Origin of the sequence: Pseudomonas sp. SG20056, assembly GCF_031764535.1 — a bacterium.
Taxonomy (GTDB): domain Bacteria; phylum Pseudomonadota; class Gammaproteobacteria; order Pseudomonadales; family Pseudomonadaceae; genus Aquipseudomonas.
In genome coordinates this window covers 336,205-350,056 of record NZ_CP134499.1, presented here as the reverse complement: position 1 = coordinate 350,056, position 13,852 = coordinate 336,205, and the positions used below count along the sequence as shown (strand labels likewise).

17 protein-coding genes are annotated in these 13,852 nt (G+C 60.0%); 4 read left to right on the top strand and 13 right to left on the bottom strand.

Annotation, left to right across the window (positions count from 1 at the left end):
• Positions 1-3 precede the first annotated feature (3 nt).
• The 5 genes from RHP75_RS01700 to RHP75_RS01680 form a co-directional block, all read right to left on the bottom strand.
• Complete coding sequence (locus tag RHP75_RS01700; RefSeq protein WP_311090185.1) at positions 4-318, bottom strand: Type II secretory pathway component; 315 nt, start codon at positions 316-318, stop codon at positions 4-6.
• On the bottom strand, positions 311-991 hold the full coding sequence (locus tag RHP75_RS01695) for a type II secretion system protein GspM (RefSeq protein WP_311090184.1): 681 nt from the start codon (positions 989-991) through the stop codon (positions 311-313). The genes RHP75_RS01700 and RHP75_RS01695 overlap by 8 nt, the downstream gene beginning before the upstream one ends.
• A complete protein-coding gene (locus tag RHP75_RS01690) occupies positions 984-1,595 on the bottom strand; it encodes a PilN domain-containing protein (RefSeq protein WP_311090183.1) in 612 nt (203 codons plus the stop codon). The genes RHP75_RS01695 and RHP75_RS01690 overlap by 8 nt, the downstream gene beginning before the upstream one ends.
• Positions 1,595-2,521: an MSHA biogenesis protein MshI gene (locus tag RHP75_RS01685; RefSeq protein WP_409079698.1), complete on the bottom strand. Its 927-nt coding sequence runs from the start codon at positions 2,519-2,521 to the stop codon at positions 1,595-1,597. The genes RHP75_RS01690 and RHP75_RS01685 overlap by 1 nt, the downstream gene beginning before the upstream one ends.
• A 436-nt stretch (positions 2,522-2,957) precedes the next feature.
• Positions 2,958-3,389, bottom strand: coding sequence for a hypothetical protein (locus RHP75_RS01680; protein WP_311090181.1), 432 nt, complete (start codon positions 3,387-3,389; stop codon positions 2,958-2,960).
• Between RHP75_RS01680 and trmL the strand changes: the two genes are divergently transcribed.
• Entirely contained in the window at positions 3,388-3,852 is a 465-nt protein-coding gene (gene trmL, locus RHP75_RS01675; protein ID WP_311090180.1) for a tRNA (uridine(34)/cytosine(34)/5-carboxymethylaminomethyluridine(34)-2'-O)-methyltransferase TrmL, read from the top strand. The two genes, RHP75_RS01680 and trmL, sit on opposite strands and share 2 nt — an antisense overlap.
• A gap of 69 nt (positions 3,853-3,921) precedes the next feature.
• Here trmL and secB read toward each other — a convergent pair whose 3' ends face one another.
• Genes secB through RHP75_RS01660 form a run of 3 tightly spaced genes read right to left on the bottom strand, consistent with a single transcriptional unit; the run spans position 3,922 to position 5,117 of the window.
• Positions 3,922-4,407: a protein-export chaperone SecB gene (gene secB / locus RHP75_RS01670; RefSeq protein WP_090254767.1), complete on the bottom strand. Its 486-nt coding sequence runs from the start codon at positions 4,405-4,407 to the stop codon at positions 3,922-3,924.
• Positions 4,408-4,447: 40 nt separating this feature from the next.
• The gene (gene grxC / locus RHP75_RS01665; protein WP_090254765.1) at positions 4,448-4,702 is read right to left on the bottom strand and encodes a glutaredoxin 3; all 255 of its coding nucleotides are present in this window, start codon (positions 4,700-4,702) and stop codon (positions 4,448-4,450) included.
• A gap of 1 nt (position 4,703) precedes the next feature.
• Positions 4,704-5,117, bottom strand: coding sequence for a rhodanese-like domain-containing protein (locus RHP75_RS01660; RefSeq protein WP_311090179.1), 414 nt, complete (start codon positions 5,115-5,117; stop codon positions 4,704-4,706).
• Between the two features lie 146 nt (positions 5,118-5,263).
• Here RHP75_RS01660 and gpmI point away from each other — a divergent pair, with 146 nt between their 5' ends.
• The 3 genes from gpmI (at position 5,264) to RHP75_RS01645 (ending at position 9,505) form a co-directional block, all read left to right on the top strand.
• On the top strand, positions 5,264-6,799 hold the full coding sequence (gpmI, locus tag RHP75_RS01655) for a 2,3-bisphosphoglycerate-independent phosphoglycerate mutase (protein WP_311090178.1): 1,536 nt from the start codon (positions 5,264-5,266) through the stop codon (positions 6,797-6,799).
• A 123-nt stretch (positions 6,800-6,922) separates the two neighbouring features.
• The gene (locus RHP75_RS01650) at positions 6,923-8,164 is read left to right on the top strand and encodes a murein hydrolase activator EnvC (RefSeq protein ID WP_311090177.1); all 1,242 of its coding nucleotides are present in this window, start codon (positions 6,923-6,925) and stop codon (positions 8,162-8,164) included.
• A 39-nt stretch (positions 8,165-8,203) separates the two neighbouring features.
• Positions 8,204-9,505, top strand: coding sequence for a S41 family peptidase (locus RHP75_RS01645; protein WP_311090176.1), 1,302 nt, complete (start codon positions 8,204-8,206; stop codon positions 9,503-9,505).
• 78 nt (positions 9,506-9,583) lie between these two features.
• On the opposite strand, the gene RHP75_RS01640 is transcribed toward RHP75_RS01645, so the two are convergent.
• The 5 genes from RHP75_RS01640 to hisA form a co-directional block, all read right to left on the bottom strand.
• On the bottom strand, positions 9,584-10,339 hold the full coding sequence (locus RHP75_RS01640; protein ID WP_160089766.1) for an ABC transporter substrate-binding protein: 756 nt from the start codon (positions 10,337-10,339) through the stop codon (positions 9,584-9,586).
• A 137-nt stretch (positions 10,340-10,476) separates the two neighbouring features.
• Positions 10,477-11,232, bottom strand: a complete 756-nt coding sequence (locus RHP75_RS01635) for an ABC transporter substrate-binding protein (protein ID WP_090254752.1) — start codon at positions 11,230-11,232, stop codon at positions 10,477-10,479.
• A 97-nt stretch (positions 11,233-11,329) separates the two neighbouring features.
• A complete protein-coding gene (locus RHP75_RS01630) occupies positions 11,330-12,067 on the bottom strand; it encodes an ABC transporter substrate-binding protein (protein WP_311090175.1) in 738 nt (245 codons plus the stop codon).
• Positions 12,068-12,231: 164 nt separating this feature from the next.
• A complete protein-coding gene (gene hisF, locus RHP75_RS01625) occupies positions 12,232-13,002 on the bottom strand; it encodes an imidazole glycerol phosphate synthase subunit HisF (protein ID WP_090379512.1) in 771 nt (256 codons plus the stop codon).
• A gap of 112 nt (positions 13,003-13,114) precedes the next feature.
• Positions 13,115-13,852 carry a 1-(5-phosphoribosyl)-5-[(5-phosphoribosylamino)methylideneamino]imidazole-4-carboxamide isomerase gene (gene hisA, locus RHP75_RS01620; RefSeq protein ID WP_311090174.1) on the bottom strand — a complete coding sequence of 246 codons (738 nt, stop codon included), beginning with the start codon at positions 13,850-13,852 and terminating at the stop codon, positions 13,115-13,117.

The window sequence follows — 13,852 nt, the reverse complement described above, 5'->3', positions numbered from 1 at the left end:
GCATCATCGGCTCGGTTGCATAACGGGTTCAGCCAGACGCAGCAACTGTTGCTGGCCCTGGCGTTCAATCAATACGGACTGTGCATGGATGGCCAGCACCCGAGCATCGGCATAGCGCTCGCCGACTCGCAGGTTCTGTCCACCAATCACTGCGCGGCTGCCCTGGGCGCCACGCACGATGGCTTGCAATATCAGCGGGCTGTCGCCACTGGCTGCGGCGGCAGGCAACAGGTCGCGCGGCGGCTGTGTTGGATCGACGCCAGGGTTAGCCAGCGCGGCACCACTAATCAGCAGGCAAAGAAACAGAAATCTAGACACCGACCCACCCCGCATGTCGACTCAAGGTATAGAGTTTCAGGCGGATACTGGCCTTGCTCGGCCCCGCCTCACCAACCTGATAATCCAGAGTCTCCCAGTTCAGCTGCCAGCCGCTGGCCTGTACCGCCTGCAGGTAGTTGAGCAGGTCGAAATAACCACCTTCCAGCTGCAGCTCCAGCCCATGCCGATAGAGCGTCACCGCTGCCGCGTGCGGCGCTGTGTCCACCGGCGCTGGCGCAGCAGCGGGTTCGGTGGGCGCCAGCTGCACCGGCTCAGTGAAACTGCTCATGCCCAGTACACGCAGCTGCGGTTGCTTGCGCAGCAACTCCTGCAGCACCGTCTGCATTTTCTGTGGGGTGACCAGCTCGGCGGTGTGCTGATCAATCTGCTGAATCAACGCCTCACGGCTGGCGGCTGCCGCCAGCAAGGCACTGCGGTATTGCAGGTTGGGATCCGCCGCGATGCGCCGTTGCAATTCCTGCTGCGCGCTTACAGCCACAACTCGGCGCTCCTCGGCCTGCTGCACGTTGCTCTGTTGCTGCTTCAAACGCAGGCTCAGCGGGTCACTAATCAACAGTACATACAGCATGCCGAGCAGTCCCAGGCCGACGCCATAGGCCAGCCAGCGCTCACGCGTGGCCATGCCGTGCCAGCGCTGCAGCCAGTTATTCATTACCAGCCTCCTGATCCTTCAGCTGGGAAGAGAGGTCGAAGTGCAGTAGCTGATCATCGTCGTCACGCTGCACGTCGAAGCGGGCGAACTCACGACCACTGAAAACCGTGCTCTGCCCTAGACGCTGCAAGTACTGCGGCAGCAGCTCCTGATCCTGACTGCTCCCCTGCAGGCGTATCTGCCGACCACCCTCGCTCAGACTGATGCCACTCAGCCACAGGCCAGTCTGCGGATGTTGCTCCGTCAGGGCCGTCAGCGGGGCAACAAAGCCCGCACTACGCTGACTGCCGAGCAGCTGCAGGTAGGCGATCAGGCGCTGCAATTCTCGGTTATCGCGTTCGCGAGCCGTCAGCTCTTCAGGTAACCGCTCATCCAGCTGCGGCTCGACGAAATTGCCGCGCAGCGCTTCCAGCTGGGCTTCTTCCTGTTGCGCTTGCGTCTGTTTATCCAACAAAAGTTGCGCGCCCTGATGCAGCTGCCAAGCCTGCCAGCCGGCATGCACCAGACACAGCAGCAACAAAATGCCCAGCCCCAGCAGCATCTGCGACCGGTGCGGCCCACGCTGTTGCGTGCGCTCGATCTGAAACAGATTGAGGTTCTGCATCAGCCAGCCTCCTGCCGCAGGGCTGCACCTACGGCGCCCATGCAGTAGGCCTGCTCCTGCTCGGACAGCTCGGCGCTGGCCTGACCCGGAAACAGCTCACGCAGATCCAGCGCCTGCAGCTTGACCGCAAGGCCGCTGGACAGTGCCTGCAGGGCTGCAGCGCCATTGCGCTTCATCGGTAACAGCAGCAGCCGGTTGATGTAGCCCTTGCCGAGCTGACTTTCGTAGTAATCGAGGGAGCGTTGGATCTCCAGGGTCATGGCAGAGAAGTCTTGATCCGCATGCTCCAAACCCTGCTCGATGCGCCGCGCCATATACAGGTCAGCGCCATGCTGTACGGCGATCAGCCCTTCGCTGGAGCGCAAACGCAGCAGTGCCAGGCTCATGCCCTCGCTGCCAGCCAACAGGCCAAGGTTGCGGAACGCCATTTCGGTGACATCGATACTGGCCAGGCACAATCCGGCCTCGTCACACATGTCGCTCCAGGCATGCATCCGCGCCTTGTTCAGGACAGCGCAGTAGGCCATGCGCGACCGTCCACGGTAGGCATCTTCAGGCAAGTTGAAAGCATCAACGACAACGCTGTCGAGTGGCTCGGCGATCAGCTCCTTGATCCGCCAGCGCATAGCGTCGCGCAGCTCGGCAGCTGGCACATCAGGGCTGTCGAGCAACAGCATCTGGTAAGTAGCAGGGTGCAATAGCAGGTTGACCGACATGCCGGCAAAGCCCAGCTCATGCACCAGGCGTTTGAGCAGCGCCGGCTGCTCGGCACTCGCAGCCTCATGGAACTGACATTCCAACAGACGCGCTGGCTGGCCAGGTTCACGCAGCACACGGGCCAGCGCAATACCTTCAGGGCTGGTTTCGATACCCAGCAAACCATTGGCGGCTTTTATCTTTTTTTTCGTAAACCACGCCAACTGCACAATCCCTCACCCGTTGCAGTGCAGGCAATCAAGCCTGTCACGCACTGTAGACTAGATGTTCAGACCCGACCCTGAGCCTGATCAATGTTCCATGGCTCTCTGCGTACCGATCAACGCCGCGGCAGATGAATGACATCAAAAGGCCACCCCGACAGGCAAACTGTATAACACAAAGCGCATTGGCTTAGTCCCGCCGGCCCACCCAAAGACCTATAGACGAAAGTGCGCCAGAGCAATGCACCGGCATCGAACACGTGCACAGCGACGGTTCACCGAATGCCACCCAATCACGCTCACCTGCCCCCATTAAAATGTCCGAAGCCCAGCATTTACAGGCCCTGCAGCCAACGTAATAAAACTGGCACACAGCCTGCATAGACTCAAGCAATCCCAGTTTTGGGGACCTTGGTACAGGCAGGCCGGGGATTCCCCTCTTTTATTGCTCCACCAGGCTGACCATCAGCCGCCAACGCCCGTCCACCTCATCAGCGCGCCACTCGCCGCGCAACGGACGGGCCGCCACCACTCTCAGTAGCAAATCCCTTCTCTCACGCTGCAAACGCCAATTGGCCAATTTTCCTTGTACTTGCAACTGACCGTGTTGCTGACGACCAAAACTCTGCAGGCGCAGGATAAACACGCCACCGGCATGTTCCGCGCGCGGCACCGGCTCGACGTTGAACCACAATTCAAGGCCTTGTTCAGTCACCTCCACGCGGTCAAGCCACAGCGGGTCAGGCTGCAGCAGCCGGCCAATCATCAAACCAATCAGAAAACCAAACACCGCCAATGAAGCGATCACCCGCACCCACGGACGGGGGCGCGGGTCTGTAGAATGCTGCTCGTCTTCAAGCTCGGAGCCGCGCATGTTTCACGTCATCCTTTTTCAACCGGAAATACCGCCCAATACCGGCAACATTATCAGGCTCTGTGCCAACAGCGGCTGCCACCTGCACCTGATCGAGCCGCTGGGCTTCGAACTGGATGACAAACGCCTGCGCCGCGCCGGGCTGGATTACCACGAATACGCCACCCTGCAGCGCCACACCGACCTCGACAGCTGCCTGGCGAGCATCGGCCAACCGCGCGTGTTTGCCTTTACCACCAAGGGCTCGCAGGCGTTCCACCAAGTCAGCTATCAACCGGGCGATGCCTTTCTGTTCGGGCCAGAAAGCCGCGGCCTGCCGCAGGAAATTCGCGACAGCCTACCGCCCGAACAGCGCCTACGCCTGCCGATGCGCGAAGGCTGCCGCAGCCTGAACCTGTCCAACACCGTCGCCGTGGCGGTCTATGAAGCCTGGCGCCAACAGGGGTTTGCCAACGCCCAGTAGCGCCACTGACTGCTGAACAGAGCCAATAAAAAACGCCCCGTAGGGCGTTTTTTGTTCCAGCCGCAAACCTTAGTGCGCGGTTGCCGCTTCGCCAGCCTGCTGCATACGCTGCAGCTCCTGAGCGTAGAGGGCGTCGAAGTTCACCGGGGCCAGCATCAGCGCCGGGAACGAGCCACGCACAACCAGGCTGTCCAGGGTTTCGCGGGCATAGGGGAAGAGGATATTCGGGCAGAACGCGCCCAGGGTGTGGCTCATGGAAGCCGCGTCCAGACCTTTGATCAGGAAGATACCGGCCTGCTGCACTTCAGCGATAAAGGCGGTTTCTTCGCCCGTCTTCACGGTCACCGAGAGGGTCAGCACCACTTCGTGAAAGTCGCCATCCAGCGCTTTCTGACGGGTGTTGAGGTCCATGGCGACGCTAGGGGCCCACTCCTGACGGAAGATTTCTGGGCTCTTCGGCGCTTCGAAGGACAGGTCACGTACATAGATACGCTGCAGGGAGAATTGCGGGTTTTGTTCGCCCTGAGCGGCGCCGTTGCTAGCTTGTTCTGTCATGGCAAAGCCTTCTTGTCGTTAGGTACGGGTAAACAGGAAATTAAGCCTTGAGCAGCGCGTCGAGCTTGCCGGCGCGCTCCAAAGCATAAAGGTCATCGCAACCACCCACATGGGTGTCGCCGATCCAGATCTGCGGCACCGAAGTCTGCCGCGCCTTGCGGGTCATTTCTGCCCGCACATCCGGCTTACCATCAACCTTGATCTCGTTAAAGGCCACGCCTTTATGAGTCAGCAGTTGCTTGGCGCGGATGCAGTACGGGCACCAGTCGCTGGAATAGATGACGACAGGCTGCATCTCATTTCACCAGCGGTAGATTGTCACCGCGCCAGCTGGCGACACCGCCAGACAGCTTGGCCGCAGTGAAGCCAGCCTTTTTCAGGTCACGGCAGACGGCGCCGCTGTGCTGGCCCATGGCGTCGACCACGATAAGGGTCTTGGCCTTATGCTTCTCCAGCTCAACCATGCGGCTGGCGAGTTTCTCAAAGGGGATATTCAGCGCGCCGACGATATGCCCTGCGGAGAAGTCCTTCTGCCCGCGAATATCCAACACCACGCCTTGCTCGCTGTTAACCAGCGCAGTCAGCTCGCGGCTGCTCAGGCTCTGTCCGCCCTTACGCGCTTCGGTAAAGATCAGCAGCGCGAGCAGAGTTGCGAACAAACCGCTCAGGACATAGTGGGTAGTGGCAAATTCAATCAAGTTGGCAAGCATTGTGCGGTTCCGGGGCGGTAAAATGTCGGCCAGTATACACAGCCGCACAGGTCGGCCAAACCCCGCCCAGCGGTGACGTTTTCCACACTTGGCCGTAAAATGCCCAGCCTTGTTTCCCGCCCATCGACCCAGAGCGAACCAGCTTTATGAGCGCCACGCCCAAACCCCTGGTACTGATCATCCTCGATGGCTTCGGCCACAGTGACAGCCCCGAATCCAACGCCATCATGGCCGCCAACACGCCGGTCTACGACCACCTGCGCGCCACCCAGCCCCACGGCCTGATCTCGGGTTCAGGCATGGATGTCGGCCTGCCAGACGGGCAAATGGGCAATTCCGAGGTCGGCCACATGAACCTCGGTGCCGGCCGCGTGGTGTATCAAGACTTCACCCGAGTAACCAAAGCCATTCGCGATGGCGAGTTCTTCACCAACCCAACCATCACCACTGCCGTCGATAAAGCCGTCAGCGCTGGCAAAGCCGTGCATATCCTCGGGCTGCTCTCCGATGGTGGCGTGCACAGCCACCAGGACCATCTGGTGGCCATGGCCGAACTCGCCGCTCAGCGCGGTGCCGAAAAAATCTACCTGCACGCCTTCCTCGACGGCCGTGACACCCCACCGAAAAGCGCACAGTCGTCCATTGAACTGCTTGACGCCACCTTCGCCAAACTCGGCAAGGGCCGCATCGCCAGCCTCAGCGGCCGTTATTTCGCGATGGATCGCGACAACCGCTGGGACCGCGTCGAGCAGGCCTACGGGTTGCTGGTCGACGGTAACGGCCAGTTCAACGCAGCTACTGCCGTGGAAGGCCTGAATGCTGCCTACGAGCGTGGCGAAAGCGATGAATTCGTCAAAGCCACCACCATTGGCGAGCCCGTGCGGATGGAAGACGGCGACGCCGTAGTCTTTATGAACTTCCGCGCCGACCGCGCACGCGAACTGACCCGCGCCTTTGTCGAGCCGGGCTTCAAAGAGTTCGAGCGCACGCGCGTGCCGCAACTGGCCGGCTTCGTCATGCTCACCCAGTACGCCGCAAGCATCCCGACGCCCAGCGCCTACAAGCCGGAAGCCCTGACCAACGTGCTCGGCGAATACCTGGCGAATAACGGCAAGACCCAACTGCGCATCGCCGAAACCGAAAAATATGCCCACGTCACCTTCTTCTTCTCCGGCGGCCGTGAAGAACCCTTCGCCGGTGAAGAGCGCATCCTGATCCCGTCACCGAACGTCGCCACCTATGACCTGCAGCCGCAGATGAGCGCACCGGAAGTCACCGACAAGATCGTCGATGCCATCGAAAACCAGCGTTATGACGTGATCGTCGTCAACTACGCCAACGGCGACATGGTCGGCCACACCGGCGTGTTTTCCGCTGCCGTGGCCGCCGTGGAATGCCTGGACGGCTGCGTCGGCCGCATCGTCGCCGCGCTGGATAAAGTCGGCGGCGAAGCGCTGATCACCGCCGATCACGGCAACGTCGAGCAGATGGCGGATGAAAGCACCGGCCAGGCGCACACCGCACATACCTGCGAGCCCGTGCCCTTTATCTACGTTGGCAAACGCCCGGCGACAATCCGTTCAGGCGGTGTACTGGCCGACGTAGCCCCGACCCTGCTGACTCTGATGGGTTTGCCAGTACCCACGGAAATGACCGGCACCAGCATCGTTGAGCTGAACTAAGCAACTGCCCGCAGCCAGGTGCAATGCCTGGCCTGCGGGCCGTCGCAACGTGACGTTAACCATGGCTCCCGGCCATTTTTTAGGCATACTAGGCGCGTTCTTAATTCAGGTGCTGCCCGCCCCATGTTTCGTGCCCTCGCCCTTATTTTCCTGACCCTCCTGCTGACGCCTGCGATCGCCGACGAGAAGAGCGATGCGCAGAAGCAACTGGATGCCGCGCGCGCCGATGTCGCCGAGCTGAAGCAACTGCTGGAAAAGCTGCAGCAGGAAAAATCCGGCGTGCAGAAAGACCTGAAGAAAACCGAAAGCGAGATGGGCCAGCTGGAGAAGCAGGTCAAAGGCCTGCAGCAGGACCTGAAAAAAAGCGAAGAGGAAATCCAGCGCCTCGGTACCGAGAAAAAAAAACTTGAGGGCGCGCGCCTTGAACAGCAACGCCTGATCGGCATCCAGGCCCGCGCCGCTTACCAGAGCGGGCGCCAGGAGTACGTCAAGCTGCTCCTCAACCAGCAGAACCCAGAAAAGTTCTCACGCACCCTGACCTACTACGACTACCTCAGCGAAGCGCGCATGGAACAACTTGCGACCTTCAATGAAACCCTGCGCCAGCTGGCCAATGTCGAAATGGACATCGCCAACCAGCAGAACCAGTTACTGGAGCAGAAAAGTGCCCTGGATGGTCGCCGCGAACAGCTCGCCAGCGTACGAAAGGAGCGTCAGTTGGCCCTGACCAAGCTGAACAAGGAATTCTCGGCGCGCGACCAGAAGCTCAAGGCCCGCCAGCAGGAACAAGCCAACCTGGCCCGCGTGCTGAAAACCATCGAAGAAACCCTTGCCCGCCAGGCCCGTGAAGCTGAAGCCGCGCGCCAACAAGCCCTGCTCGCCGAACGTGAACAATCGCGCAACAGCACTAATTCCGTACCGACAGGTCCACTGGTAAGTTCTGGCGCCAGCTTCGGCGGCCCATTTGCCAAAGCGCGCGGCAAACTGCCCTGGCCGGTCAATGGTCGCCTAGTGGCCCGCTACGGCACCCCCCGCGGCGGCGATGCTCGCACCAAATGGGACGGTGTGCTGATCGGCGCTTCCGCTGGCAGCCAGGTGCATGCCGTGCATGGCGGGCGCGTGGTGTTTGCCGACTGGTTGCGTGGAGCCGGGCTTCTGGTCATTCTCGACCATGGCAACGGCTACCTGAGCCTCTACGGGCATAACCAGAGCCTGCTCAAAGACGCCGGGGATGTGGTCAAAGCTGGCGAAGCCATCGCCACCGTTGGCAACAGCGGTGGCCAGGAAACCTCAGCACTGTATTTCGCAATTCGCCAGCAGGGCCGCCCGATCGACCCCGCTCAATGGTGCCGCGCACAAGGATAAGTGTTGCGATTACCGATTCAGGACAGGAGTAAGTTCGACATGCCGCATCTGTTCCGCCTCACCGCCCTCGCGCTGGCCGTTACCCTGCTAGGTAGCACTGCCGCCTTTGCCGCGCCAGCCGAAGCACCGGCCACCGCCAACGACAGCGCGCCACTGCCGCTGGACGACCTGCGCACCTTTGCCGAGGTGATGGATCGCATCAAGTCCGCCTATGTCGAGCCGGTCAGCGACAAGACCCTGCTGGAAAACGCGATCAAGGGCATGCTCAGCAACCTTGACCCGCACTCGGCCTACCTGGAGCCGGAAGCCTTCCGCGACTTGCAGGAGAGCACCAGCGGCGAATTCGGCGGACTGGGCATTGAGCTCGGCACCGAGGATGGCTTCCTCAAGGTGGTCTCGCCGATTGATGACACCCCTGCCTCTGCGGCCGGCATCCAGCCAGGCGACCTGATCGTGAAGATCGACGGCCAGCCAACCAAGGGCCTATCGCTGATGGAAGCCGTGGAGAAGATGCGCGGCAAAGCTGGCAGTGACATCGAACTGACCTTGGTGCGTGAAGGCGGCAAGCCCTTCGATGTTGAACTGACACGCGCCGTGATCAAGGTCAGGAGCGTGAAGAGCCAGCTGCTTGACGATGGCTACGGCTACATACGCATCACCCAGTTCCAGGTCAACAGCGGCGAAGAAGTCGGCAAGGCCCTGGCCAAACTGCGCAAGGAAAACGGCAAGAAGCTGCGCGGTCTGGTGCTCGACTTGCGTAACAACCCTGGCGGCGTGCTGCAGGCAGCCGTGGAAGTCACCGATCACTTCCTCAAGAAAGGCCTGATCGTCTACACCGAAGGACGCATCGCCAACTCCGAACTGCGCTTCAATGCCGACCCGGCCGACGCCAGCGAAGGCGTGCCCCTGGTCGTGCTGATCAACGGCGGCAGCGCCTCGGCCTCCGAAATCGTCGCTGGCGCCCTGCAGGATCACAAGCGTGGCGTGCTGATGGGTACTGATAGCTTCGGCAAGGGCTCGGTACAGACCGTGCTGCCACTGAACAATGATCGCGCCCTTAAGCTCACCACGGCGTTGTACTTCACGCCTAACGGCCGCTCGATTCAGGCTCAAGGCATCGTGCCGGACATCGAAGTGGCGCGCGCCAAGCTGACCCGCGAACAGGGCGACGAAACCATCAAGGAAGCCGACCTGCAAGGTCACCTGGGCAATGGCAACGGCGGCGCCGATAAGCCAAGCAAAGGCAAGACCAGCGCACCGGCACGCCCACAGGATGACGACTACCAGCTCAGCCAAGCCCTCAACCTGCTCAAGGGCCTGAGCGTCACCCGCGGCGACTAGGCTTCAGCTGTAGAGGCACAGCACTAAAAAAGCCCGACCTTGAGTAATCAAGGTCGGGCTTTTTAATAACGCCTGAGACTACAGGTAGTTATTGGTCATCTCATCAATAAAGCCTTCGGCGCGCAGTTCATCCAATGCTTTCTGCAGACGCTGCACCACCTCATCCGGGGTGTCCTTGTTAAGCGCCAGGTACAGCTCAGCCTCGTTAAAGCGCAGCGCGGTATTCAGGCCGCTGACACCTTCCTGCTTGGCCAGGTAGCGTCCCACGGGATCAGTGGTAGCCCACAGGTCGATCTTGCCGCTGAGCAGCTTCTTGATGTTCTCCTGATCACGCAGCGCATTGACCGGACTCAGCCCCTGGCTTTCCAGATGCTGGCTAACCGCGTCATTTTTGTAGGCACCAATTTGATACTGCGCTGCATCTTTGAGGCTAGCGACACTGACGTTATTACCTGGAGCCGCCAGCAGTACCCAACCGGTTTTAGCCAATGGCCCCACCCACTTGAACAGAGGCTGACGTTCAGCAGTGAACGTGGTGGAGAACAGGCCGTAGTTGGGTTTGTCCAGGGTCAGGCGGTACAAGCGGTCCCAAGGGAAGCGCAGGGTCAGCGTGTAGTTGATGCCGGCACGCTTGAACATCGCACGGACAATCTCGGCACTGATGCCGTCGATACCGTCATCACGGGCAAAGTTCTTGTCATCCACCGCCATGTTGAACGGCGGGAAGTTCTCGGTCAGCAACACCACTTTGTAATCGGCTGGAAGCTCTGCACGGGCAGCACAGGCACTCAGAACAAGCCCGAACAACAGGCTGGCTTTCAGGGTTTTCAACATAGGTCATTCCGCTCGCATGAATTGTGATTATGGCTAGCGGCATCCTTGCTCGGGCGGGTGCCCGGCGACGTATGGTACGTGGCGTCAACCATCCATGGCCGCGGGCCGGTTTGTGACCGGCCCACTGGTTTTGCGTATTACAGGTAGTTGTTCAGAATATCGTCGACAAAACCTTCGCTGCGCATCTTGTCCAGCTCGGCTTGCAGCTTCTGCACAACTTCATCCGGCACTTCTTTATTCAGCGCCAGATACAACTCTGCACTATCGAAACGCAGAATGGTTTTCAGCCCGGAGATGCCTTCCTGCTTGGCCAGGTAGCGACCGGCGGGGTCGCCGGTAGCCCACAGATCAATCTGACCGGCCATCAGTTTCTTGGCGTTTTCCGTGTCGCGCAGAGCGGTAATCGGCTCCAGACCTTTTTCCACCAAGTGCTCGGCAATCGCGTCGCCCTTGTAAGCGCCAACCTTGTACTGTTTGGCGTCGTCCAGGCTGTTCAGCGTAATACTGCTATCGGCCTTGCCGAGCAGCACCCAGTCATCCGGACCAATCGGGCCAACCCACTTGAACAGCGCCTCACGCTCCGGCAAACGCGCCGCAACAAACACGCCATAGCCAGGCTTTTCCAGCGCCAGCTTGTAGATGCGATCCCAAGGGAAACGCAGAGTCATGTTGTATTGGATGCCGGCACGTTTGAACATCTCACGGATGATGTCCACGGCAATGCCGTCAATATTGTCTTCCTGAGCGAAGTTCTTGCCGTTGATCGCCATGTTGTAAGGCGGGAAATTCTCGGTCAGTAGAACCATGCGGTAGTTCGGGTCAATTTCGGCCCGAGCACTGCCCGCAAGCACCATAACTGTGCCGGCAAGGGCGGCTAGTAAGTGTTTAAACATGATGTCTCACATCGATAGTTGGGCTGAGCATGCAAGCATACCCAGCACGTCCGGCTAAGCCCAGCCCAGGTTTGCCGAGGGGATCGACAGCAGCGGGTTAAAGATAACCGTCTTTGATAGCGGTCAATCCACCTTGAGCGCGCATATCGTCCAACGCTTTTTGCAACTTCTGCACCACATCATCGGGTGTCTCTTTATTCAGCGCCAAGTAGAGGTCAGCACTGTTAAAGCGATGTACCACCTTGAGCGCACCCAGTGGCGACTGCTTAGCCATGTAGCGCCCGCCGACTTCATCGGTGGCCCACAGGTCGATCACGCCCTTCTCCAGCTTGTTGAGGTTTTCCTTGTCCTGCAGGCTGGTTTGTACCGTCACGCCACGGTCGATCAGAAACTGTGAAATCGCATCATTGCGATAACCGCCGATTTTGTAGGCACCGGCCTGATCCAGGCTGTTCAACGTAATGCTGCTATCAGCCTTGGCCAGCAACACCCAGTCGCTCACGGCAATCGGCCCAACCCACTTGAACAACGATTCACGATCCGGCGTACGAATCGTGGAAAACACCCCATACCCTTTGTTCTCTAATGCCTGCTTGTACTGACGATCCCACGGGAAGCGCAGGATCATCTGGCACTCAAGCTGCGCCTTGCTGCACAGCGCCCGCACCGTGTCGCTGCTGATGCCCTGTACATCAGCATCTTTGGCAAAGTTGCCACCATTGGCTGCCATGCTGAACGGCGGCAGGTTTTCAGTAAGCAGAACCAGAGGCTCCGCACGGGCCAGACTGACGGCACACAACAGCCAAACCGCGGTGAATAGCCGGATAGCGGACATAAGAACTCCGTGTATGGAAAAACCATTTATTAGAAAGAGGAGCGTTCACAGGGATGCCCAAAGCATCGACCCGAACGCAAACATTCTGATTTTAGCGGGCCAGTCGACATTTTGCTGTCGACTCGCCCGCAGCAGTGGCCGGCAGGGCTGCCGACCAGCGGGGTTTAGCGCACTACGATGCCGCGAGCGGCCATATAGGCCTTGGCTTCCGGCACGGTGTACTCACCGAAGTGGAAGATACTCGCCGCCAGTACGGCGGCAGCCTTGCCTTCGATAATGCCGTCGGCCAAGTGCTGCAGATTACCGACGCCACCGGAGGCAATCACCGGGATACCGACCATTTCGCTGATCGCACGGGTTACGCCAAGGTCGTAGCCGCTCTTCACGCCGTCCTGATCCATGCTGGTCAGCAGGATTTCGCCGGCACCGAGGTCTTCCATCTTTTTCGCCCAGAGCACCGCATCCAGGCCGGTGGGCTTGCGACCGCCGTGGGTGAAGATTTCCCAACGCGGGGTTTCACCCGGTTTCGAGACTTTCTTCGCATCGATGGCGACGACGATGCACTGCGAGCCGAAGCGCGAAGCAGCCTCGCCGACAAACTCCGGGGTAAACACTGCGGCAGTGTTGATCGAGACTTTGTCTGCGCCGGCATTCAGCAGGTTGCGGATGTCCTGCACAGTACGCACGCCGCCACCAACGGTCAGCGGAATAAATACCTGACTGGCCATGCGCTCGACAGTGTGCAGCGTGGTGTCGCGGCCATCGACGCTGGCGGTGATATCGAGAAAGGTAATCTCATCTGCGCCCTGCTCGTCGTAACGGCGGGCGATTTCCACCGGATCACCGGCGTCGCGGATGTTCTCGAACTGCACGCCCTTGACCACGCGGCCGTTGTCCACGTCGAGGCAGGGGATAATGCGTTTAGCCAGTGCCATAGCAGTGCTCTCGTCGAATGGGTCGCGCGGTGTTCCGTCGAGCGCAGCGATACCCATCAATCTGGTGGTTGGTGATGGGTATCGCCGCTATGCGACTAACCCATCCTACGTTTTAGGCCTTGTAGGAGTCGCAGAAGGCTTGCGCTTCGGCGACATCCAGGGTGCCTTCATAGATCGCACGGCCGGTAATCGCGCCGATAATGCCGGGCGAACGCGCCAGCAGCAGCTTCTCGATATCACCCAAGTTGTGGATACCGCCGGAGGCGATCACCGGAATGCGGCTGGCAGCGGCCAGGGCAGCGGTGGCTTCAACGTTGCAGCCTTGCATCATGCCGTCTTTGGCGATGTCGGTATAAACGATGGCCGACACACCATCAGCCTCGAAACGCTTGGCCAGGTCAGTGGCTTGCACCGTCGAGACTTCCGCCCAACCGTCGGTGGCAACGAAACCATCTTTGGCGTCCAGGCCGACGATCACCTTGCCCGGGAAAGCCTTGCAGGCATCGGTGACGAACTGCGGATCTTTTACCGCCTTGGTGCCGATGATCACGTAGCTGACGCCGGCGCGTACGTAGTGCTCGATGGTTTCCAGGGTACGGATGCCGCCGCCGATCTGGATCGGCAGGGTCGGGTAACGCTTGGCGATAGCAGTAACCACTTCGCCGTTGACCGGCTGACCTTCGAAGGCGCCATTGAGGTCAACCAGGTGCAGACGACGGCAGCCGCCCTCAACCCACTTGGCAGCCATGCTCACCGGGTCATCGGAAAACACCGTGGAGTCTTCCATGCGGCCCTGGCGCAAGCGCACGCAGGCGCCGTCCTTCAGATCGATAGCGGGGATAATCAGCAT